We start from the raw sequence: 21,658 nt of genomic DNA, 5'->3' as shown, positions 1-21,658 counted from the left end.
GCGGATCGTGAGCCAGGCACTGCGCAAAACACCCTGGTGCAGCGACAATCAATGAAACAAATCGATACGCACGGCCCCAAGTGAGAACATCATCAGGTGCTCGCCCTAGGGCCTATGAGGCGTAGATAACGAAATCACCCCTTCATTACGGCCGCCGCGGCTTTTCGAATGACTTCGAACACGACGTCCGGCTGCGAAAGCATAGGTACGTGGCTGCTCGCTGTCTCCACGAGGTCCGCGCCCATGCGAGCAGAGACCCAGCGCTGCAGATCTGGATGCACGGTGCGGTCGTCGGTGGCGAGCAAATACCAGCTCGGCTTATGCCTCCAAGCAACTTGGTCGATTGTCAATTTTTGTTGGCCTATCAGTTCCGCATCCGGCGCGAACTGTGTTGCCCAAACAAGCTTCTGGTCGGCTTCTGTCAGGTCGCCTGCAAGGAACTCCATCCCGCTGGACTTCAGCCAGACACGATTACCTTCCATCTCGAGGTGGTTGAAAATTTCAGTGGGATATTGGTTCAACTGGCCCTGCACGGTTTCGCCTGCATCAGGAGCCACGGCAGTGATGTAGACCAGACCAACAACACGTTCGTCCATCCCTGCGCCAGTAATGACGGCGCCGCCGTAGGAATGGCCCACGAGGAGAACAGGACCGTCGACGCGGTCCAGCGTCCGCTTCACGATCGACAAATCCTCGTCGTAGGAGTCGAGACCGTACTGAACCGAAACCACTTCGTGGCCCTCAGCCTGAAGTGCGGGAATGACTTTGTTGAAGCAAGAGCCATCGGCCCAAAGGCCATGGCAGAAAGCAATAGTAACTTTGGATGAGGTTGCAGGCATATTAGATTCTTCCTGATCTGGCCGCGGTTTAGCCAACCGCCCGCTAGCGCGGCGCCCCGGCGTGCGGTTGTTTGAAACTGTGTTATGGCCGTGAACAAAGCGGCCGGCCCAACTAGGAGTGGGTCATACCCGCCCCGCGTCGGCTTATTCCGGCGGGAGTTTTCGGTTGGATTTTGAGATCGACCGCCAAATTAGGGCGGTCCGCTAGGAGCGAGTAACCCCGCCATCCCAAAAGGACTATCGGGATGACGGGTCAGTTGGCGGTGCTCAAACTGAGGCCGTCAGAACTGGGTCAGGCCACCATCGATCACCAACTCAGCGCCGGTCGTGTATGACGAGTCTGCAGAGGCGAGGAAGAGCACGGCCTTTGCGAGTTCTGCAGCTTCACCGAAGCGCTTCAGACCGATCTTCTGCGTGATACCTGCAGCGACTTCCGAGAGGACGGAATCAGGCAGGCCGATCTTGCCGTAGAAGGGCGTAGCGATCGCGCCCGGGCTGACAGCATTCACCCGGATACCACGCGGCGCCAGTTCTGCGCCCAGGGTCCGGACCAGCGAGCGGGTTGCAGCCTTAGTGGCAGCGAGGATCGAGAGGCCGGGATAACCGATCGTGTTCAGGAACGAGGTGGTGACGATGATGCTACCGCCGTCAGAGATGATCGGAGCCGTCTTCTGGATCGTAAAGAATGTGCCGGTGAAGTTGAGCGCAACGTTTTCAGCAACATATTCTTCGGTTGCCGCTTCGAGCGGTGCGACAGTCGTGGCACCAGCGTTGGCGAATACGACATCGATGCGGCCAAACTTAGCACGGGTTTCTTCGACTGCGCGCTCGATATCGGCAACCTTGCGGATATCGGCGCAAACGAGAAAAGCGTTGCCGTCAAGTTCCTTACCAGCCGCGGCCAGACGTTCTTCGTGCGAGCCGACCAGAACGACATTTGCACCTTCCGCTTGGAACAGCTTTGCAGTCTCCAGACCGATACCCGAGGTGCCGCCTGTAATGAAAGCGACCTTATTTGCGAGCTTCATGTTTACCCTCCTGGGCTTGAAAAAGTTGAAAAACGAAAACAACCGCAAGTTCCTTCCTTCGAATTCGTTTGGGCTGACGAGCGGTTTGCTCGGGGGGGACAATGCATCTAATTGGAAAACACATGAATTATCGAAATGTGGACAACATCTAACTGGAATATGATTAAATGATGGGGCGCCTCACGGTTTTGCGGCAACCGCGAACAACGCCACCAATCCCCTCTGGCTTCGAGAAGTAATGCAGTCGCGGTGATGGCGCTCTCGGGTGAGGGAGGGAACATTGACCAACCAGATTTCCGACCTGCTGCCATGGGTCCCACGCAGCAAAGTTCGAAATCAAAGCCCTGGTCTGAAAAGATCGCTTGCAATTATGGCGCGAAAAACGCCACCGCGTCTTTGGACGCCCTGTTTTCGCGCAGGCTAAATTCGGACTCAGTTAAAGCCGTCTAAGACGGGCACTTGCGGACGAAGCTGAAGCTCGGCTTCTTTGCTCTGACCGATGGCACGAATCGCGTGGCGATGAAGACCCTAGAAAATCTGATATAGCAGTTCGCACGACAACATCCGCGATCTTAAACAACCGCCCATGGAAACGGCCATTATGAAGTTTACGGCCTGGACCACCAGTCCGTTCCAGGACGATTACAAATGTTGTCCTCGGCGCTGTCGCCGCTAAACCGATGGGATGCGCCCAAAATCAGCCAGTGCCGCGCGAAGTTTCGGTGTAGCGAAATCGAGGAACCGTCTCAGTTTGACGGGCATTATATTTTGCGAAAGATAGACCAGATTAACCGGTATCGGGTCGACTTCGAACTCTTGCAGGATATACTGCAGCTTACCTGCATTCACCGCGTCGGCCACGTCGTGCTCAAGTACGAGCGTCGCTCCAACACCGTCGATAGCTGCGTCAGCGGCGGCGTCTGGCGACGAAACAAGTAACCTTGGCACATCGGCGACTGTAAAGATGTCTCCCGTAGCAGGGTTGCGGAAGCGCCACGGCGACAGATACGGGCTGTCGAATATCACACAAGGATAACCACTTAGCTCCTCTGGCGTCTTGGGGACGCCGTGCGTCTCCAAGAAAGCCGGGCTGGCTGCGACCACCACCCGCAAAGTTCCCACTCGCGTCGCAACCAGGCTGCTATCGCGCAGGCGTCCGATCCGGATTGCGACATCTGTGTGTGAATCGACGAGATCGACGTTGCGATCAGACTGGACGAGCTTGATGCGTATTTCAGGGTATAAGCTGAGAAACTGAGTGATAATTGGCAAAACACGCAGTCGCGCAACCTGAACGGGCGTTGTCACAACAAGCTCGCCGCGTGGGGCGGTAAACTCGCCGGCAGCGCGTCGCTCCTGCTCTTCTACTTGCTCGAGGATACGCCTCGCGGAAGCGACGTATTCGGTTCCGGCGTCGGTCAATTCGAGCTTTCGGGTCGTCCTGACGAGTAGCTTTGTGCCAACGAGTGCTTCGAGGTCGTTGACGTTGCGGGTGAGGGTCGCGACCGGGACACGAATTTTCCTTGCGGCCGCCGACAGGCTCCCTTCCTCGACCGAGGACACGAGCATCGCCATCGCTTGCAGTCGATCCAAATGAATCACCAAAATTAGAAGTTTAATTGCGATATTAGCTTTTCCACGCCGTTTGGGAAACCGCCAGTCGGGTCTGTTCTTGTGCGGCAGCATTCAGCCAGCTTTAGGCCCGAGCCACGATGGCAGTGCGTATTCTTCCACGAGCAAAGTTCGTGTCAAATGCTTCGAAACTCATCAAGAGTGGAGCGAAAGCTGTCCTCGATCCGCGGCGGTTAACTGGCCACTGTTTTGGGCGGCTTGCGCGGTACCTTTAATGTCACCAAAGTTGACTCCGTGCGATTTTTAACGAAAATCTGGTTATGGGAGGAAAGACTAACTGGCGCAATTATAGCAACTGCTGAGTGCGGGGATCTACCATGGACCTTATTCTCTCCCTCGACGGTGCGGCCAAAAAGTCTCTGCAGGGTCAAATCTTCGACGAAGTCCGAACCGCGATCCTGGATGGTCGACTGCAGGCTGGCACCGGGCTCCCACCTACGCGCATTCTGGCCGATCAGCTTTCTGTCTCCCGAAACACCGTCATTAATGCCTATGAGCGGCTGGCATCGGAAGGTTATGTCGAAGCGCGCGGAACGGCCGGTATCTTCGTGACGTCGATCCCGCCTGACGATCTTCTCAGAATTACAGGTGATGATCTTATCCGGCAGCCTGTTAATGCGGAACCCCAGGGAATTGAGGAACCACTAATCTGTTTTGCCGGCTCCCCTGGCGGCGAGCGCCAAAACAGACCGAAGCTTGATATGTGGGTGGGTCGACCCGCCTCGAGTGCCTTCCCGATTACCGTCTGGAAACGCATTATCGGGCAGGTTCTTTCAGCCTGGACGAGACATCTCACCGACTACAGCGATCCGGCAGGTCTTCCGGAATTGCGAAAAGCGGTGAGCGAACATCTCACCCGTACGCGCGGTATGAATGTCGTTGCGGATCAGGTCATCGTCACCGCGGGGGCTCAAGAAGCGCTCAATCTTGTCTTGAAGCTACTGCGCGAGCAGACGCGACAGCTTTGCATCGAGGATCCGTGCTACGTCGGCGCGTCGATGCTCTTCCAAAAAGAGAAGCTGCCAATCCATGCCGTCCCGGTCGATCATGACGGGATCGTCACCGACTTGTTGCCGAATCCTTCGCGAAGTCTCCTCTACGTGACGCCGTCACACCAATATCCGACGGGTGTCATGATGTCGCTCAACCGCCGCCTGGCACTCCTCAAGTGGGCCGAGTCGACGGACAGCTATATTATTGAGGACGACTACGACAGCGACTTCCGCTACGACGGACCGCCGATCACCGCACTCTCCGGTATCGACAAACGGAGGTGGGTTTTTACGTCGGGTCGTTCTCAAAGTCGATCGGCCCCGGTATCAGGCTCGGATTTGCCGTCGTTCCTCGAGCCCGTCCGCGTCTGCGGTATCCCTAATCACGCCCGAATTGGGTTCCTCGTCAAAATTTGCCGGGGTGGTGCCGTATTCTCGATTTTCCGGATCGGGCGAACTCAAACCGCTCTCATCCGAATACGGCCAGTCATCGCGATTGTCTCGATCCTGATAGTCGCGATCATCTTCTTCTCGTGGCAGGATTTTGGATTTGCGAGGCCGCGTCATAGCTAATCTCCTTTGCTCCAACTCAATAAACCGGACAGCTCGAATTTAGTGGTGCTTGAAATACTGCACTTCACGCTCATGCTTTTCGGCCGCCTCGCGGCTCTTGAAGGTTCCGAGGTTTTTGCGCTTGTGCGTCTTGGGATCGACCTTGCGTGAGTAAAGACGATATTCACCCGATTTTAGTTTGCGGATCATGGCAGCTTCTCCTTCTAGGGATATAACTTCCAGGAGTAGCTCAGGTTCCGAGCGAGCCGATGTCGCTGACTATACGGCTTCTACCCAAAGTCGGAACGTTTGGAACGTCACGTTCACGAAATAGTCGCGTATCGGCTTGCGATCATCTGATGAACTGAGATCGCCGACTAAAGTTGTGGAGGCTTTTCGGGAATTGAGGGCTAATCTATCATCCTGATCCTGGCTTCACTGGAAAGGACTACGCTACATTCCGAATCGGGTCCACGCTCACAAGGATCAGTGTCAAGGTCGTGAAGTGATGAAGCGAGCGCCTCCAATTGCTGGAGATGGTGGTGCAAGAACGACAGGTCCGCTCAAGGAATTCTTTCGATCTTACTCGGATCGGGTTCGGCCGCCTGTGGAGACATCTAAAACCAGTTTGTAAGCCGTGCTGCGGCCACCGGCCTCCCCTTTGCGCAGGATGCCTTTAGCCAAGAGGTCTGCGATGTCACGCGAGGCCGTGTCCTGAGATGCACCCGTCAATTTTGCCCACTTGGTCGATGTGAGCTTCCCGTCGAAATTCCCTTCCAACAACCGATTGAGAACCTTGGACTGCCGAGGATTGAGATCATGCACGGCATGAGCTTGCCAGAATTCGTTTTTGAGTATGACATTGTCGAGGGTCAGCAATGCGGCCCCCACTGCATTGCCCAGACGATCCAGAAACCAGTGAACCCATTTCGTGATATCGAGTTCCTCTCTGGCGGTTATTGATTGTAGAGCTTCGTAGTAGCCAGTACGCGATTTCTCGATCGCTGCCGACATGGAATATAGCCGTTGAGCTCCGCCGCCACCACGCGCAAGGGCCATGTCGGCAATCGCACGGGTTATACGGCCATTGCCGTCGTCGAACGGATGGATGGCCACGAACCACAAATGGGCGATAGCTGCTTTAACGAGAGGATCCATCTCCTGTGATCCGTTGAACCAATCGAGGAAGGCCGTCATCTCCACCTCCAGGCGGTCGGCGGGTGGCGCAACATAGTGTACCTTCTCGTGTCCGAACGCGCCGGACACGATTTCCATCTGGCCACCGGAATCGTCCCGCCAGTCGCCGACGCGAAGCCTCTGTCCCCATTCGTTGCGGCCAGTTGGAAATAGGGCTGCATGCCATTGAAAGAGGCGTTCGGCCGTTAACGGCTTGAAACAGTCGATCGTAGCATCAAGGGTTATGTGAACGATGCCCTCGACTGAGCGGTTGGGGGTCACGAAGCCGTCAATGTCTATGCCAAGTCGCCTGGCCAACGACGACCTGACTTGTTGCTCATCCAGTCGTTCGCCCTCGATCGCCGAGGATTTGACAACGTCATCTGTCAGAGCTCGCAGGAATGTCGCTTCGCGGGCGCGAAAACCAAGACCTTCCACACGACCGATGAGGCGGCCTTGATCAAGGCGGACGGTCGTGAGACTGGTCGCAAGCTCGTCTGACTGCCATTGAAATGCTGGCCAATTGGGAGACTGCCAAATATATGTCATATCTTAAAGTAGGCCCTTATTGCGGAGAATAGCAAGCTTATTCTCCGCATTAATACGGAGAATAATGGATGTAATCTCCGCAAAGGCCGTCAGAATCGGAAAGGCACGAAACCGTCTACCGCAGGGTGATTGGATTTGCAGGCCAATCGGAGGCTCGATCCATCACTTCTTTGCACACCGTGAAAGCCCTCTCGAAGGGCATTTCAAGTTATTTCACAGCGCTTTCTGAGGCAGCCGAATTCTAGGCAATTGATTTATTTACATTGTGAGCGTTGATCATCGACGACATAGCAGGCCGCAAGTTCTTATCCCTTCAAGAGTAAAGAACCTTCCGCAGCCAGATAGCAGTTGCCAAGCTATATAGGATCAGCAGGCAGGAAGTATCTGCGGACACGAAATGTGTCGTCGTCCTCAGCCGTTACTTCCAGTACCTGGTTGATGAGATCATCGATGACTCCAATTTCGGACAAAGCCTCTTCAAAGAGCTCCAACTGCATATCGAGATCCATGCCCGGGGGCCCATTGAGACAAATGAGTCCGGCATGGATGGCGACATCAGCGTATTGACCCTTGGAGCCTGGGTTTTCTCTTGGCCCTCGAAAGTCGACTGAATTCTTCGTAACGAACGTCCAGTCACCATCGATGATGATCGGTTTCAGCTCCCAGTCCTTACGACCGGAAAGCCCCATCCATGTGATATGGCTGCTTTCTTCGTGACCGGTTTGAATCGCTCGTTTCGCAAGCTCCGGGCTCAGGCATTCGTCGACAAGGAATTTCATCCCGCCTTCCTGCGACGAGAAATCCGTCGATCAGTGACGATCACGGCCTCTTCCGGAATGTCTCCGGCCAAACGCGGCCGACCTCGTGGTGGATTCGCTTCCGCAAAAATCGATGCCAGCCGGATCTGGTGTTCGCTGAGACCGGGATAGGCCTCAAGGATGCGCTGCGTCGGAATACCTGCCGTCACCGATGCAGCGATGTCGTAGACAGGAATGCGGGTTCCCCGAATCACGGGGGCCCCGCCGAGAATGTCATCAGAAGCCGTCACTATATCACGCGCCGCCTCAAGTTCGTCCAACCGCTCGGCCGTCCTTCGTACGAAGGGGGCGAGGTCGATCGTCAGAAACTCGTTGTGGACCGTCCAGTCCTGAAGAAGCAGCAACGACCATTCGTTCATATGCTTGCCAAGCAGCCGCTTCTCGGCAGCGCGGATTGTATTCAACCGTTCCTCTGCCGTCAGTCGCTTCGCACTGTCAAAGTAGAACGAAATCATCCAACATGCCGCAGCGCGCACATGACGACCATTGTCCAGGGAGACGAATGAATCCGGGATGATATGCTCGTCGATCACGCGATTGACTTCACGAAGGCTAACTCGCGAGACCACGGCGGCCTCGGTTGCCTTCAGCATTTCTGCTATGGCCATCATGGCGATCTCCAAAAAAGTTTCCGATACGTCGGAATATATATTGAGCGCCTTAAGATTTCAATAGCGACGGAAATCATATCCGGGCGAGCCTCCCGGGCGCTCTCCTTCTGAATAGATTGTTCCTATTTTGTTCTTATGAAGCGGTGCTGGCATCGGAAGGCGTCAACGAGGCCAACTATGTCGAGGCTTTTGCAGTTATTCGTACGGCTGGTGAGGTCGCAGCGCATCCCTTTGGGAGCGTGCTCTATTCCACCGCACCCTGTCCCAGCTTAAGGCGACGCCCCCGCACCGATGAATTCGGGGGGAGGAACCACGCCGACAACCGAAATGAAATCAGAAAACTGCGAGCCAGCCTATATCCATTCTCAGGCAGCTGTCTTTGTATAGTCCGGCTTCTTCACGGGCTGGCTGAAAGAACGCTCTCTAACTCTGTCTTCCAACTGGAACCGCGACAAAAGTTGGTTGAGCGACGCAGCGTCGCGTGCGAGGCTGTGGCTTGCTGAGGTTTGTTCTTCCACCATAGCAGCGTTCTGCTGCGTTCCCCTGTCGATCTCGGTTACCGCACTGTTGATTTCGTGGAGTCCGGCTGATTGTTCATGGGATGCTTCGACGATCGCATCGACGTGCCTGTTGATCTCCTGCACCTCGGCTACGATGACTTCCAGTGCCCGGCCGGTCTCATCGACAAGCGTGACGCCGGAACGCACATGATTGCCAGACGTGACAATCAGCGCCTTGATCTCCTTGGCGGCCTGAGCGGAACGCTGTGCCAGTTCACGCACTTCCTGCGCGACGACGGCAAACCCCTTACCGGCTTCACCGGCACGCGCTGCTTCGACACCGGCATTTAGCGCCAACAGGTTCGTCTGGAATGCGATCTCGTCAATGACGCCAATAATGTTTGTGATCTCGTCTGAAGATCGCTCAATTTCTTTCATAGCGACTACCGCGTTGCGCACGACTTGGCCCGACTTCTCTGCGCCAGCACGAGCTTGAGCGACCAGATGCCCAACTTCTTCGGCACGTTTGCTGGAGTCCTTGACTGTCGTGGTGATCTGTTCAAGGGCCGCGGAGGTTTCTTCCACCGACGATGCCTGCTGTTCGGTCCGCTTCGACAGATCGTCAGCAGATGCACGAATCTCGCTCGCCCCGGCATCGACGCTGCGCGCATTGGCGCCGACATCGAGAAGCGCCTGCTTCAGGTTGGCCGTTGAGTTGTTGAAATTGACGCGCAAACCATCGAGCTGAGCCACGAACGGCACCTCGATCTGGTACCCCACGTCCCCTTCGGCAAGGCTGCTGAGGGCATGCGCCAACTGTTCCACGGCGAACTGGGTGTCGGCATCGTCTTTGGCTTTTTGTGTTTCGCGCGCCAATCGCTCCGTTTCCGACAGGATGCGATTTGCATCGGCCTCCTGCTCGAGCCGTAGGCGTTCGAGGGCGTTGTCGCGGAATACGGCCACAGCCGCTGCCATCTGGCCGACTTCATCGCGGCGGTCACGACCCTCGACCGGTGCTTCCGTATCCCCATTGGCCAGCGCGGTCATTCGTTCCCTCAGGCGCACAATCGGACCGGCAATCCCGCGGGACGATATCAGCACGGCTCCGAGCAGGCTGGCGATGAAGATGACGCCGAGCGTCACCAGCGAAGTCAGGATCGTTGAATTGGTCTGATCGCCGAGTTCGATGGACCGCGCTTTGATATTGTCCTTCATCGACGTTGTAAGATCGCGCATGTCGGACAAAAGCGGTGGCATCTGGTGGTCTGCCAAGGCGAGGGACTTACGTACTTCCGCCTCCGCAGTCCCGGGCTTGGTCGCAGCGTCCGTGATCGCGATGAAGGGTTTCGCCCTGGCGATATAGCCGTCGATCTTGAGGCCATCCTGAGGGCGCCCCTTCTTGGCCTGCTCCATGCGGGAGATCAGGCTCGCGGCATTTTCGTTGTAGAAGGCCGCGGCCGTTTTATAGGCAGGATCGGTCGGGGCATAGAACGCCATTTCATGGGCGGCATAGACAGTTGCCACCAGGCTTCGTGTCGCCGCGACCATATCGACCTCGGCTTGATTGTCCTTGGCGACGAACTCTGCGTAAATCCCATCTGCCCGCTTGAAATCGTTCGACAGGATTGATGCTGCTCCGATGCCGACCAGCGATACGGGAATCAGGAGCGACAGGACTTTCGTTTGGATACTCGCGTTTTTCAGAAATGACATCAGATCCACCAGGCTGTTCGGCCCGCCGCCACCATTCCAGATCTACAGAGAAATCACATGCGAGGTCAATGTTGTCGCAATGTAAGTTATAGATCAATATCGAGTGAAATTCAACGACGTCCCTATTAATTTGATATACCGAAATATATATTCATCACAAATCGTTGTTGACGGAGATATATACGTAATTATTGTTACAATTGAATATTAACAATATCACAACGAAAGCAATAGATTGAAATTTTTCTCATTAATACCAACTTAGTGCTTTGATATTTTCAAATCTCCCTGAGCAGAGTGTCAGCAATCCGGACGCTGAGGGCCGCACCTGTCAATGTTGGGTTCATACATGATGCCGACGGCATGACGCTGGTGCCTGCGATGAATATGTTGCGATGGTCGTGGGTGCGGCAATCGCGATCGACAACCGAATCCTTGCGATCGTCACCCATACGGGTGGTGCCCATGACATGCTGGCGGTTCTGCCACTTCACGTCGGTCGAAAGGACCTCCGCATCGAGAAGCTGGGCGATCTTGTTGAGATCCTCGAGACCTCGGTCGCGGCCCGCGTTCCAGTAATCAGTCACGCTGTAATAGAGAACCGGGACCGGCAGGCCGAGTGCATCGAACTTGGTCTTCGACGGCGTCACTCGGTTTTCGGAAAGCGGGAGCGGCTCAAAATCGATCGCCCAGTTGAGCGAACGGGCAGAATATTTTCGGATTTCCGCATCAAGCTTCGAGCCGAGCAGCCCCTTCTTAATGAACCCCTCCGTCATCTGGGCGGTCGGTACGGTGTTTCGCACCTTGATTTTGTAACTCGGATAATCCTTGCGGAACGCGCCATCACGTTGGTTAAGGTAGACGAGAAGTTCGGTCGGTCCCTCACCCGGCCACATGTCCTCCTTGGTCAACATGTTCATGCTGATCCCGGTATGATCCATGAGATTGCGGCCGACCTGATCGGAGGAGTTGGCGATGCCGTTTGGATATTTGGGCGAAGTCGAGATCAAAAGAAGCTTGGCTGACTCGATGCCATACGCCGCGAGCACGAAGTAGCGCGCTGTCAGCTTGTGCTCGGAATTATCCGGCCGCTTGTACCAGACGGCAGTGATCGTGCCGTCGTCGCCGGCCTCAATCCTGTAGACGACCGAGTTGTCGAGCAGTTTGGCGCCGCGCCTCTCGGCCTCGTCGATGTGAATAGAGCCATCGTATTTGGCGCCAATCGGACAAACGGGATTGCAATTGTTGTTGCCGCCACAGGCCGGGCGACGCCCATATGGACGTGACGCGCGGCCGTGAGGTTCCAGCACGGGGTTGAAGCCGCCGACCGAAAGCTTTTCGGAGATCTTCTGGAACATGTAGCTGGAATTCAGCTGTTTCATCGGGAAGGGCATAGAGCGCGGCGGCATCGGGCCGCCGCCCTGACCGCTTTCGTCCTGGCCATCGAGGCCGGTGACACCCAATTCGAGTTCTGCCCTGTTGTAATAGGCTTCCAGATCGTTGTAGCCGATGGGCCAGTCGCGTCCACGACCATAGAGCGACCGGATCTTGAAATCATTGGGGATCATACGCCAGAGCGCCGATCCAAAATGCCAGGTCGTCCCACCAACGACGCGCAAGTAGGACGTGTTGTATTTCACCGGCCCTTCATATTGCAGGTAATCGCCATAGGTCGAGGGGGCGTGCGGCAAGCTCGGGAAGGGGGAACCGGCGCCCTGCAGCTTGGCATTGGCAAGCGAAAGCTTCACCGGTGCGTTGCGGAAGGTTTCGACAATCTCGCGACGGTCGACGCGAGGACCGGCCTCCAAGATGATCACCTTCTTGCCGGCCTTGGCAAGGCTCGCAGCGACGAGCCCACCCATAACGCCCGAGCCGATGACGATCAGATCCGCATCATATGCGTCGTTAGCCATTATCTTTTCCTGTCAGATCTTGCTGTCGGGTTTCGGTCCCCAGGCATTCGGGCCGGGACCATAGGTCGGGATGGGAAGGATGTCCTTGGTCGGGCGATACATGAGGGCTTCACGATAGGTGATGAGCTCTGCGTCTTCAGGCTCGCCCACCACGCCGAGATACCAGGCAGAGACGATCTTCGTGGCTGTCTTCATCATGTCGGGGTCGGCGAGCTTCAATGCCAGAAAGGCATCCATATCGGCGACACCGGATTGCTGGACGACATGCTGGAGCGCGGAGATGTCGGACGAGAACGTCTTGTTGCGTTTTGCGAGCGCCGCCAGATAGCGGGCACCGAGCACCGGATCCAGCTTGTAACCCGTCAGAAACTCCGACAACAGAGTAAAACGTTGAGCCTCATCATCGGCTGCTGCGGCTGAGGAGGGGCTGATGAAGCAGGAGAGCGTCACCAGGCCGCCGACACCCACCGTGGCGCGCAGCAGCGCGCGCCTGGGAAGGGCGTGCCCCATCAAGGAGCCTGTTTGGGCACGTTCTGTGGTCATCGCTGAAGTCCTCGAAGGCAGTCATAAGCGGAAACGTTCAAATTCAGGCGGTTGCGGCGCGGCGCCGGCCACGTGCCACCGCCGAGACAATGAGCAGCAGCACGATCGCCGCGACGACCACCGCAGCCGGTGCGATGAAGGGGGCGGCCACGGCTATAAACGGCTTGCTGCCTCCTTCGCGAACGCGTGCCACATCCGCGGGCACCACCTTCAGGGCCGCATTGCCGAATTGGCTGAGAACGTAATTACTGACATCTGCGACATCCTTATCCGACAGCCTATCCGTGAAGGACGCATCCGTGCCGAAGGCCGGCATGAAGATGGTGACGCCGTCGACGGTACGGCTGAGCCCGAACAGGATGGTCGCAATCAGGTTCTCGGGGGTGTTGGCGCCAGTTGCGGTATTATTGTACAACGAAGGATAGCGCGCATTGCCGCCGCCATCAGCCTGATGACAATTGGCACAGGCACCGCTGAAAACGTGGAAGCCGTTTTCCGCGGGCGTTAGTCCCGCCGTTCCACGCAAACTCAGTTCCGTTGCGGATGGCTTACCGAAGGTATAGCGAGGTTGCTTGTCGCCGGATCCGACCGGCTTCGTGCCGCGCAGATAGGTAACCAGCGCTTTCAGATCCGGATCGGTCAGATGCTGCAGGCTGTGTTCGACAGCTTCCGCCATCGGGCCTGCCGCCTGCGCCTTGCTGGCCACGTGCCCTGTCCGCAGGTATTGGAGCAATTCCGCATCGGACCAGCCGCCAATGCCGCTTTTCTTGTCCGAGGTGATGTTCGGTGCAGACCAGGGACCGACGGTGCCGCCTGAAAGACCACTGCCGGCGTCCTCAGCCATGAAGAGATTGCGTGGCGAGTGGCAGGTGCTGCAATGCTCCAGCGCTTCGGCGAGATAGGCACCGCGATTCCATTCGGCTGACCGGGAGGCGTCCGGCTGAAGCCGGTCACTGGACAGAAACAGCATGTTCCACGCGGCCATTGAGGAACGGATGCTGAAGGGGAAGGGAAGCTCTGTTTCTTTCGAAGGCTGATCAACCGGCTTCACTTCGCTTTTGAAGTAGGCGTAGAGCGCCGAAATGTCGGCATCGCTGAGCTTCGCATAGGCCGTGTAGGGCATGGCCGGGTAAAGGTGCGTGCCATCCTTGGTGATGCCGGCCCGGACTGCACGCGCGAAATCTTGTTCGCTATAGTCACCGATGCCGTTGGCCTTGGATGGTGTGATGTTGGTCGACAAAATCGTACCGAGCGGCGACTGGATACCGTATCCGCCTGCATAGGGTTCTCCTCCGTCCGGCGCAGTGTGGCAAGCCGCGCAGTCCGCAGCCTTTGCTAGATATCGGCCGCGGGCGATCAACTCTGCCTGGTTGCCGCCTGCATCCTGGGCGTAGGCCGTGCCCACGAGGCTGCTCGCAGCAAGCAGGCCGATCAAGACCGACCGGACGGTGCGGGAATAGCCGGAGAAAAATGCTCTGACGGATAGGCTTTCGGACGAACCGCAGTACGGGGGCATACCAGATGCTTTCATCAGGCGTGAATAACATGTTGAGGAGTTTGCGCCTGCCTCCCACGCGCAAACCACCGCCTTGTCGTCGCGACACATAAAGACGCACATCAAATGGGATGCCGCATATCTCTGAAGAGACGAGCTAAAATGCTCTTTTACGATCCTTCACCGGATCGGAGGGCGAGACGATGTGTCGCTATGGGCGACTTGTCTAAGATAATACGCAGTTATATCTAGCTTTGAGAAGCGGTATTTTTTAAAAGCTGATTTCACCAAATATGAAAGCTTCCCATGAAGTTCGATCTCACAGACTTGCGAATTTTCCTGGCTGCCGTCGACAATGGTAGCTTTAGCGCCGCCGCCGCCGAGAACAACATTGTCGTGGCGGCGGTCAGCGCCCGTGTCCGCCGGCTGGAAGAGGCATTCCGTGTGGAACTATTCGAGCGCACCGGCCGCGGCATCCGCACCACACTTGCAGGCGATATGTTTGCAAGCCACGCCCGCAAGATTGTCGACGATGCGCGCCGGGTTGAAAGCGAACTGGACGAGTTCGCGGAGGGTCGGAGCGGTCGGGTACGGCTGTTATCGAACACCAACATGCTTGCAGAACACATGCCAAGGGCGCTTGGCACCTTCCTCGCCGCCAACCCTGACATCAGCGTCGATGTAAGTGACCGGCCCAGTCATGAAGTCGTGACCATGCTTAAGAACGGTGAAGCCGATATTGGTATCGTCGCCGCCTCGGCAGACATGACGGGTCTGGAGCGGTGGCACTTCGTGCCGGATCGTCTCGTGCTGATCGCCCCGCGCGACATTCTCATAACGCAAGCAAGCATCAATTATGCAAGGATCCTCGATTTCCCAATGATCGGCATGCCCGAGACGGTTGCTCTATCGCAATTCTTAGTCCGCCTGGCCCGGGAACTTGGCCGCAACATCAAGGTGCGTATGCGCATGAACGGTTTTGAAGGCATAGCTCGCATGGTAGAGAGCGGTGCAGGCGTAGCCATCGTCCCCGACAGCGCCGCGCAACGCTACCGCAAATTCATCGATTTCCGGATCTTGGAGATTGGGGAAGCCTGGGCTGACCGAATGCTCTTTCTGTGCGTGCGGCATGAACTGGAGCTCCCTGGATATGCGAGGAGGTTGTTGACACACCTTAAGAGGTACCCGCCAACCCGACTCGACGACGATGACAGTTAGCTTGAGCTGAGACCCAAGTTTCCTCCTGGATTTCGAAGAGCCTTTGGTTTTCCGACTCAAATCACGATGGCGGGCTGGTTGCGCCACCGGGATTATTCAGGGCAATCGGGGCTTATTACGCGACGGTGCACGCGCGGATCCCTTCAGCGACTCAAGATCTCTCCCAAGTACTACAACAGCGTCCAGGGAGTTCGGCAGGCACTTCTTAGCAGGCGTTCATGAAGCGTGAAATTGGAAGGGGCGAAAGCTCTTCGCCCGCTTCGTTGATCTTACTCAGCGAGGTCGCGCATGGCCCTGATGAGGTCAGACGGTGATGTCAGGTTGTTTGACCGAAGCCGGACGAGACGCTTGCCATTAAAATCAGGCAACTGCGCCGGTCACGGCTTTCCACTCCGCCATTGCGCGGATGCGGTGGATGGGGGTGGCGAGAGCGGAGTGCTTCCGGTGCGGCGGGACGAAAAGATTTCTGACTGCTGAAAAGACCGAGATGAAGTGTTGCAAGCCGCCGGCGGACCGGAAGCCTGCATCACTCGAATAGGAGGGGATTCAAGGTAACAAAGATAGGAATAACGCCTTGGTTTGCGGAAAGCGAGCCGCCCGATCGGCACATGTCGACCTCGAACGCAATCGGTAGTCGACGGTCTCTAACACATGCATGATGGAGCCCGCCGATCAACAGTTCGTTTTGCGCCCTGGCAAGATTTTTGTCATCGTGCCACCGGGGGAAAGTTCCCCCAGCCGCGATAACGAGATATCGACACGCTGGCCGGATCAATTGACCAACGAGCGACCGGTCCGTGTTAGTGGTTTTTGTTCGGACCCTTGCCGGTAGCGAAGCTGCAGGTCTTGATCTTGCATTTCGGATCGTCGCTAGTCGGCACGCTGGCATTGGCCATGGCGCCCTGTCCGAGGCATGCCGTCGAATTGGAGACCGTGCGGTAGTACATGTTCATACCCGCGACTTTCGACGACGGGTATTTCAGCACTATTGAGCCTTCCTTGGCGATTTTTTCATGCACAGTCGAGCAGCTCAGCGATTTGGAATTGTAGGACTCCATGGCCATCGCGTGGGTGGAGAACAGGCCAATTGCCGCGAACAAGATGATCTTCTTCATAAGGGTTTCCTTCAGTCGGTTCCGAAACTCTGTCGATGGAAACCCCTTATTCCTTGTTGCACATCAGATTTGTGACGGTTCGAGAACTCTGCGACTCTCGTTCTGAATTCTCTGTTCGCAATTGCGAATAAACGCTGCAACTGCTCAGAACCGGCCGAGCTTAAACGAAAAAGGCCCAGTGCGAACACCAGGCCCATTGCTCTTTGAATGGAGGTCAAACCAATTCAGATCGTATTAGAACGTCCGTTCGAAACGCAGGATGCCCGAGACGGTATCGTCGCCCGGCAGGTCGTAGTGAACGTAGGTCAATTCCGGCTCGATCAGGAGGTTCTTGACCGGGTTGAACTTGACGTTGGTGGTCGCCTCGAAAATCTTCGAATCCGTGTAGGCGAGCTGGAGGTTCCACTTCAGCTTGTCATTGACCGGCACGCCAACGCCGCCCCAAACTGCCCAGTCACCCCAGCCGCAATCTGCACCGTGAACAACGCCTGTGGACGTCGTGCAAGCCGAGACGTTCTGGTTCGAGCCGGCATACTGGTTGAGCTTGTCACCGTCGGTGTTCCAACCACCCATCAGGAAGGCGGAGAACACGCCGAAATCGGCGTCAACACGGGCCTTGATGGCGCCTTCTTCGACGATGGAGTCATAACCACCGACGACACGGAACTGCCAAGCACCGGCCTTATAGCCGACGCCGGCAACGACGTTCGGCGCGTAGTGGTCAGCCTCAGACAATTGCCAGCTTCCGCCATAGGCACTTGTGGTCGTTCCGGAATTGCTGTCTTCGAGCGAAATGACGCCTGTAAAGCCCGTGCCGCTATCGTAGTTGTAGGTGAGTTGGTTCAATTCGTACGGACCGTCATAGATGACGTCGTCCTGGATAACATCGCCGGCATAGCCGATGAACTGATTGTACTGTGAGTCCGTCTTACCGACCGTGAATCCGGCGAGAGTGATGTAGGACCACAGAAGGTTGGTACTTGTGGAGCCGCCGTCGTTCCAATCCCAGCGAACGATGGTCTCCGTCTTCAACGGACCATATTCGGTGTCGGTTGCGGTGTTGACGTTCAGTTCTGCGCGGGTGTGCCACTTCGTGCCGAAATTGCTGTCGCGATTGTATGGGTCTTTCCACTGACCTTCAGTACGAACCTTTCCGCCGATCCGCAGGCAGGTTTCCGTGCCGGGAATGAAGAAGTAACCAGCGCCGAAAGCATCGCAAATGCGAACATATTCCAATGGCTCCGGCTCAGCGGCGACGATGGCGTCGGCCGCGTGCGCACCGGAGACTACGCTGAGCGCAGCAGCGGAGCCGATAAGCAAACTCTTGATGTTCATGTTAACTCCATTCTTGATATGCACTTGTGCGATAATCGAACCGGAAAGTCTCATCCGAGACCACGTCTTAATCCGCAATCCGAAGCACCGTGACTTCTTCGCCAAATTGCCTTTGCCCCGGGCCATTTACAAGGAAACATCGATATGTGACGAAATGTGACAGCAATGTCATATTTTTGTGTTGCTTAAACGCCGCATCCGGCATCGTCATGTCTGGATGGCGCCCACTCCGCAAGGTGATTTATGCTCAGGACGGTGGCGTCCTTAACCGAACGCGATTTGAGGAGAGGTCTCGGTTAGGCTTTCACACATTGATCAACAAGGAGGGCACTGTAAACTTATCGGCCTGCGGTTAAAGGATGGCAGGGAGGCACGGCATCAGGCTACCTTGAGATGAGCGATGTCGCTCCACATCTGCATGGCCGTTGCTCGTAGTTCACGATGGTGGACGGATGGAATGTCGTGGCGGGGAACGTTGAAGAGGTTGGCGATCGGATCGTGGATGGAAACGAAACGCTGAAGCTGTTGCGCTGATTTGAAGCGCGTCATGATCCGCTCTCGCCTTCGGATTGGCTGATGGGAGTTTTCTGCCCGATTGTTCAATCCCTTGTGCGAGCGATGCCCGACGCCTGGCATGATCTCCCGCTTGGCTGCAGCGTAGGATCGCAGCTTGTCAGTGATCATCACACGTGGCGGGCGGCCTTGCCCTTTCAGAAGCTTTCGCATCAAACGCTTTGCAGCCTTGGTATTTCGGCGACTTTGCACCAGAACGTCAAGGACGAAGCCATCCTGATCGACAGCGCGCCAAAGCCAGTTTTTCTTACCCGCGATGGTGATGACAACCTCATCGAGGTGCCACTTATCGCCGAGCCTGCCCACCGATCGCTTGCGGATATCATTGGCGAAATGTCTGCCGAATTTCTCCGCCCACAGCTTCACGGTCTGGTGAGAGACGTTGATGCCACGCGCGGCCAGCAAATCCTCGACCATGCGCAGACTGAGCGGGAAACGGAAATAAAGCCACACGGCATGGGCAATCACGTCCGCTGGAAATCGGTGACGACGATAAAGAGGGGCACGGGCGAATGAGGGCATGCCGCCAAATCCCACATCTTGATCGACGTTCGGTTAACGTGACGGTGCCGCATGATCACCTTCCAAGCTATGGTGATCTCTTATATCGACGACTTCAAATTGCTGATGTTCCTTTCGATTTGCGCAATGCCGCTCGTCTTGTTGCTCAGGGATGCGGGCGCCTCTTCTACTGGGGACCATGGTGTTGCTCTGGAATAGGCGCACTGCTATCTGGACTCAACAAAGCTCAACGAAATGCCGGGCGAATTTCAAGCCCGCCCGGCGTTCGATGCGTCAGGGATTCATGGCTGCGAAAATTGCATCGTAGGTGCCGTCACGTTCCGCCCATCTGCGAGCATGGTCCTTCTCAAGCAGCAGCTCGCTCTTCGAATGATCCTGGCGATCAAGCATTCCCATCAGCTCGGCTATGTAAGTGCTTAGCGGCATTGCTCGAGGATCGGAGGCCTGGTCTGAGCCGGTCAGTTCGGTCTGCACGTATGGCGGCGAGAGCTCCAGGACCTCGACAGGCACCTTCCGGAGTTGGTGACGGACCGACGTCAACCAGGAGTGCAAAAAAGCTTTGCTTGCGCAGTAGGTCGGGAAGTCGGCGCGGGGAAGAAAAGCGAGCGCCGAGCTCGTCGCCATGAAGGTGGCATTCGGTCTGGTTTTGAGAATGGGAAGAAATGCCGCTGCCACTCTGATGACGCCCAGAATGTTTGTCGTGACGATTGCCTCGGCGTCCGAAGGATTCCAACTTGCAGATCGCATATCCTCTGCACGCGAAATACCGGCGTTTGCAATCACGACATTGAGCTCCGGAAATTGATTGAGGACCGCGCTCGACAGCCTGGCAAGAGAAGTTGGGTCATCGAGGTCAAGTGTCATGCCGACTATTCCAGGTCGGTTGGCTGCGATGTCGTCGAGCAGGTTTTGACGTCGCCCGGTGACGATTACACGGTTCCCTCGATCGTAGAACGCTTCAGCAAGCGCGCGACCGATGCCACTTGTGCCGCCGGTGATAAGGATGGTGTTGCCTGTCATCTGCATAGTATCGCCTTTCGATTTGGCCGATAGGATCGACGGCTCGTCGATCGAGTGGATTTTCAGAGAATGAATGTAGAGGTAGTAGGATGAGGCTCTTGCAGCGTTTCGCCTTTAAGAGGTGCGGCCTAGCCGCACGGACCTCAGCAGAGCCAGCGCTAACAGTGTGGAAAGAGCACCAATGGAGAAAGCCGAGGGCGTTCCAAACCTTTGCACTGCAAATCCGACTGTCGGGCCAGTCACGCCAAGCGCGATGTCGGCAAAAGCGATAAAGTTTCCGACCGCTCGTCCACGTAGTTCGGGTGCAACAGATCGGGTCGCAAGGACGCCCATCGCTGGAAAAATCAATGAAAATCCAAATCCCGTCAGGGTGGCTCCAAGAACCGCAAAGGCTGCGTTTGGAGCGAGCCAGATGGTGACCTGTCCAAGCGCCTCGAACACCAATGAACCGATGGCAACGCGCGCCGCGCCAAATCTATCTGGCAGTCCAGACGCAACAAGTCGAACCAAGACATACGCCAGACCAAAGCCGAACAGCGCAGTGCCGGATTGGGCCGCCCAGTTCCGTTCCGAAAACTCGAGAGCGAGAAACGCAACGATGACGGCAAACGGGACCATTGACAAAGCCAGGATCACGCCCGGACGCCAGATCAGCGCAAGTACGCGATGGAAAGGTACTCGATCGCCTCCAGCGGCCGCGACTGGAGACATCATGACAGCAATTGTCCCGGCGAGTAGCGGCGCCACGACGACGGCGCAGCCAACACCCACGAATCCGAGGGCGGACTGCAACGCCAATCCCATAGGCGCTCCCGAACCGAGGGCGGCATAGATCGCAATACCGGTCCACGACATAACCTTGCCGGTGCGGTCAGCACCAAGGCGCGCTATACCCCAGCTCATCAGCCCGGTAAGAAACAGGCTTTCGCCAAGTCCCATGACAAGCCTTCCGAAGATCAGGATGGCAAGTGTTGCGTCCGGTCCAATAGGCAGGGAACCCGCAAAGAGATACGCGAGGCCGGACAGAGCAGCCACCGGCAGGCCGATAAGTACCGCTCTCCGCGGTCCGTGCTGATCGCTCAGCGTCCCGGCTCGATGGCGTGTCGCAAGGGTTGCAAGTGACTGGAGGCCGATCGTCGCGCCAATGGTTGCAGGGCTGCAGCCGAGGTGGTCGCGCATTTCAATCGGGAGTGCTGCAAGCGGCAGCCCGACCGCGAGAAACCCCAGGAAAACACTCCCGACAATTGGCAACAAGCCGGTGACGGACGTGTGGTAAACGGGTTCTGATGATTGAATTGTTGTCATTCCATAGCTCCTTGGATGACGGGACTGCCCAGCTGGGCTCCTCCCGACAAAGGATGCGTTGGATGACGGTAACGCCTACGGCTGCTGCTATAGCAACTATGAATTCGCTATACTCAAGGCCGTTCTTGACTGTCAAGTCCTCACAATGGAAATCGACCAAAACGTGTTGGCTAGGCTAGCGGCCTTTCCGAGGACATCAATGGCCTAGC

Annotated in this window: 18 protein-coding genes and 1 pseudogene; 2 read left to right on the top strand and 17 right to left on the bottom strand. The window is 56.4% G+C overall.

The genetic code is table 11. The features are described from left to right. Positions 1 to 134: 134 nt before the first annotated feature. The 3 genes from FHT28_RS32480 to FHT28_RS32470 all read right to left on the bottom strand — a co-directional run bounded on the left by FHT28_RS32480 (position 135) and on the right by FHT28_RS32470 (position 3,553). Positions 135 to 839, bottom strand: coding sequence for an alpha/beta hydrolase (locus FHT28_RS32480; protein ID WP_168598482.1), 705 nt, complete (start codon positions 837 to 839; stop codon positions 135 to 137). 281 nt (positions 840 to 1,120) lie between these two features. Further along, positions 1,121 to 1,867, bottom strand: coding sequence for an SDR family oxidoreductase (locus FHT28_RS32475; RefSeq protein WP_168598481.1), 747 nt, complete (start codon positions 1,865 to 1,867; stop codon positions 1,121 to 1,123). Between the two features lie 672 nt (positions 1,868 to 2,539). Then, on the bottom strand, positions 2,540 to 3,553 hold the full coding sequence (locus FHT28_RS32470; protein ID WP_348645049.1) for a LysR family transcriptional regulator: 1,014 nt from the start codon (positions 3,551 to 3,553) through the stop codon (positions 2,540 to 2,542). A gap of 263 nt (positions 3,554 to 3,816) precedes the next feature. Here FHT28_RS32470 and FHT28_RS32465 point away from each other — a divergent pair, with 263 nt between their 5' ends. Further along, the gene (locus tag FHT28_RS32465) at positions 3,817 to 5,064 is read left to right on the top strand and encodes a PLP-dependent aminotransferase family protein (RefSeq protein WP_168598480.1); all 1,248 of its coding nucleotides are present in this window, start codon (positions 3,817 to 3,819) and stop codon (positions 5,062 to 5,064) included. Positions 5,065 to 5,103: 39 nt separating this feature from the next. On the opposite strand, the gene FHT28_RS32460 is transcribed toward FHT28_RS32465, so the two are convergent. The 8 genes from FHT28_RS32460 to FHT28_RS32425 all read right to left on the bottom strand — a co-directional run bounded on the left by FHT28_RS32460 (position 5,104) and on the right by FHT28_RS32425 (position 14,382). After that, complete coding sequence (locus FHT28_RS32460; protein WP_016553206.1) at positions 5,104 to 5,253, bottom strand: hypothetical protein; 150 nt, start codon at positions 5,251 to 5,253, stop codon at positions 5,104 to 5,106. Between the two features lie 372 nt (positions 5,254 to 5,625). After that, positions 5,626 to 6,768 (bottom strand): Fic family protein, encoded by a 1,143-nt coding sequence (locus FHT28_RS32455; protein WP_168598479.1) that lies wholly within the window; start codon positions 6,766 to 6,768, stop codon positions 5,626 to 5,628. Positions 6,769 to 7,124: 356 nt separating this feature from the next. Next, positions 7,125 to 7,547 carry a DUF5615 family PIN-like protein gene (locus tag FHT28_RS32450; RefSeq protein WP_168598478.1) on the bottom strand — a complete coding sequence of 141 codons (423 nt, stop codon included), beginning with the start codon at positions 7,545 to 7,547 and terminating at the stop codon, positions 7,125 to 7,127. After that, a complete protein-coding gene (locus FHT28_RS32445) occupies positions 7,544 to 8,197 on the bottom strand; it encodes a DUF433 domain-containing protein (protein ID WP_168598495.1) in 654 nt (217 codons plus the stop codon). Before FHT28_RS32445 ends, FHT28_RS32450 begins: the two co-directional genes overlap by 4 nt. 365 nt (positions 8,198 to 8,562) lie before the next feature. Next, positions 8,563 to 10,110: a methyl-accepting chemotaxis protein gene (locus FHT28_RS32440; protein ID WP_281408488.1), complete on the bottom strand. Its 1,548-nt coding sequence runs from the start codon at positions 10,108 to 10,110 to the stop codon at positions 8,563 to 8,565. A 578-nt stretch (positions 10,111 to 10,688) separates the two neighbouring features. Further along, a complete protein-coding gene (locus FHT28_RS32435; RefSeq protein ID WP_168598476.1) occupies positions 10,689 to 12,323 on the bottom strand; it encodes a GMC family oxidoreductase in 1,635 nt (544 codons plus the stop codon). Positions 12,324 to 12,335: 12 nt separating this feature from the next. Further along, positions 12,336 to 12,866 (bottom strand): sorbitol dehydrogenase family protein, encoded by a 531-nt coding sequence (locus FHT28_RS32430; protein ID WP_210255950.1) that lies wholly within the window; start codon positions 12,864 to 12,866, stop codon positions 12,336 to 12,338. A 43-nt stretch (positions 12,867 to 12,909) separates the two neighbouring features. After that, a complete protein-coding gene (locus tag FHT28_RS32425; RefSeq protein ID WP_168598475.1) occupies positions 12,910 to 14,382 on the bottom strand; it encodes a cytochrome c in 1,473 nt (490 codons plus the stop codon). Between the two features lie 285 nt (positions 14,383 to 14,667). Between FHT28_RS32425 and FHT28_RS32420 the strand changes: the two genes are divergently transcribed. Then, positions 14,668 to 15,579, top strand: a complete 912-nt coding sequence (locus FHT28_RS32420) for a LysR family transcriptional regulator (RefSeq protein ID WP_168598474.1) — start codon at positions 14,668 to 14,670, stop codon at positions 15,577 to 15,579. Positions 15,580 to 15,939: 360 nt separating this feature from the next. On the opposite strand, the pseudogene FHT28_RS32415 reads toward FHT28_RS32420, so the two are convergent. The 6 genes and pseudogenes from FHT28_RS32415 to FHT28_RS32390 all read right to left on the bottom strand — a co-directional run. Then, positions 15,940 to 16,098 (bottom strand): annotated as a pseudogene (locus FHT28_RS32415) (IS6 family transposase); the annotation flags it as partial. A gap of 281 nt (positions 16,099 to 16,379) precedes the next feature. Beyond that, a complete protein-coding gene (locus FHT28_RS32410; protein ID WP_037199738.1) occupies positions 16,380 to 16,694 on the bottom strand; it encodes a hypothetical protein in 315 nt (104 codons plus the stop codon). Between the two features lie 234 nt (positions 16,695 to 16,928). Beyond that, the gene (locus tag FHT28_RS32405) at positions 16,929 to 18,029 is read right to left on the bottom strand and encodes a porin (protein ID WP_168598473.1); all 1,101 of its coding nucleotides are present in this window, start codon (positions 18,027 to 18,029) and stop codon (positions 16,929 to 16,931) included. 378 nt (positions 18,030 to 18,407) lie between these two features. After that, entirely contained in the window at positions 18,408 to 19,124 is a 717-nt protein-coding gene (locus FHT28_RS32400; RefSeq protein WP_168598472.1) for an IS6 family transposase, read from the bottom strand. Between the two features lie 273 nt (positions 19,125 to 19,397). After that, on the bottom strand, positions 19,398 to 20,144 hold the full coding sequence (locus FHT28_RS32395) for an SDR family NAD(P)-dependent oxidoreductase (protein WP_246705011.1): 747 nt from the start codon (positions 20,142 to 20,144) through the stop codon (positions 19,398 to 19,400). Positions 20,145 to 20,258: 114 nt separating this feature from the next. Beyond that, a complete protein-coding gene (locus FHT28_RS32390) occupies positions 20,259 to 21,449 on the bottom strand; it encodes an MFS transporter (RefSeq protein WP_168598470.1) in 1,191 nt (396 codons plus the stop codon). Positions 21,450 to 21,658 lie beyond the last annotated feature (209 nt).

Source organism: Rhizobium sp. SG570, from assembly GCF_012275345.1.
In the GTDB taxonomy this organism is placed as follows: Bacteria; Pseudomonadota; Alphaproteobacteria; order Rhizobiales; family Rhizobiaceae; genus Rhizobium; species Rhizobium lusitanum.
Note: the sequence above shows the minus strand (reverse complement) of the source record. Positions and strands in the feature narration are given on the sequence as shown.

Coding starts and splice junctions, on each gene's coding strand:
- FHT28_RS32480 (WP_168598482.1), bottom strand. CDS start 839: ATGCCTGCAACCTCATCCAAAGTTACTATTGCTTTCTGCCATGGCCTT.
- FHT28_RS32475 (WP_168598481.1), bottom strand. CDS start 1,867: ATGAAGCTCGCAAATAAGGTCGCTTTCATTACAGGCGGCACCTCGGGT.
- FHT28_RS32470 (WP_348645049.1), bottom strand. CDS start 3,553: ATGCTGCCGCACAAGAACAGACCCGACTGGCGGTTTCCCAAACGGCGT.
- FHT28_RS32465 (WP_168598480.1), top strand. CDS start 3,817: ATGGACCTTATTCTCTCCCTCGACGGTGCGGCCAAAAAGTCTCTGCAG.
- FHT28_RS32460 (WP_016553206.1), bottom strand. CDS start 5,253: ATGATCCGCAAACTAAAATCGGGTGAATATCGTCTTTACTCACGCAAG.
- FHT28_RS32455 (WP_168598479.1), bottom strand. CDS start 6,768: ATGACATATATTTGGCAGTCTCCCAATTGGCCAGCATTTCAATGGCAG.
- FHT28_RS32450 (WP_168598478.1), bottom strand. CDS start 7,547: ATGAAATTCCTTGTCGACGAATGCCTGAGCCCGGAGCTTGCGAAACGA.
- FHT28_RS32445 (WP_168598495.1), bottom strand. CDS start 8,197: ATGATGGCCATAGCAGAAATGCTGAAGGCAACCGAGGCCGCCGTGGTC.
- FHT28_RS32440 (WP_281408488.1), bottom strand. CDS start 10,110: ATGGAGCAGGCCAAGAAGGGGCGCCCTCAGGATGGCCTCAAGATCGAC.
- FHT28_RS32435 (WP_168598476.1), bottom strand. CDS start 12,323: ATGGCTAACGACGCATATGATGCGGATCTGATCGTCATCGGCTCGGGC.
- FHT28_RS32430 (WP_210255950.1), bottom strand. CDS start 12,866: ATGACCACAGAACGTGCCCAAACAGGCTCCTTGATGGGGCACGCCCTT.
- FHT28_RS32425 (WP_168598475.1), bottom strand. CDS start 14,382: ATGCCCCCGTACTGCGGTTCGTCCGAAAGCCTATCCGTCAGAGCATTT.
- FHT28_RS32420 (WP_168598474.1), top strand. CDS start 14,668: ATGAAGTTCGATCTCACAGACTTGCGAATTTTCCTGGCTGCCGTCGAC.
- FHT28_RS32410 (WP_037199738.1), bottom strand. CDS start 16,694: ATGAAGAAGATCATCTTGTTCGCGGCAATTGGCCTGTTCTCCACCCAC.
- FHT28_RS32405 (WP_168598473.1), bottom strand. CDS start 18,029: ATGAACATCAAGAGTTTGCTTATCGGCTCCGCTGCTGCGCTCAGCGTA.
- FHT28_RS32400 (WP_168598472.1), bottom strand. CDS start 19,124: ATGCCCTCATTCGCCCGTGCCCCTCTTTATCGTCGTCACCGATTTCCA.
- FHT28_RS32395 (WP_246705011.1), bottom strand. CDS start 20,144: ATGACAGGCAACACCATCCTTATCACCGGCGGCACAAGTGGCATCGGT.
- FHT28_RS32390 (WP_168598470.1), bottom strand. CDS start 21,449: ATGACAACAATTCAATCATCAGAACCCGTTTACCACACGTCCGTCACC.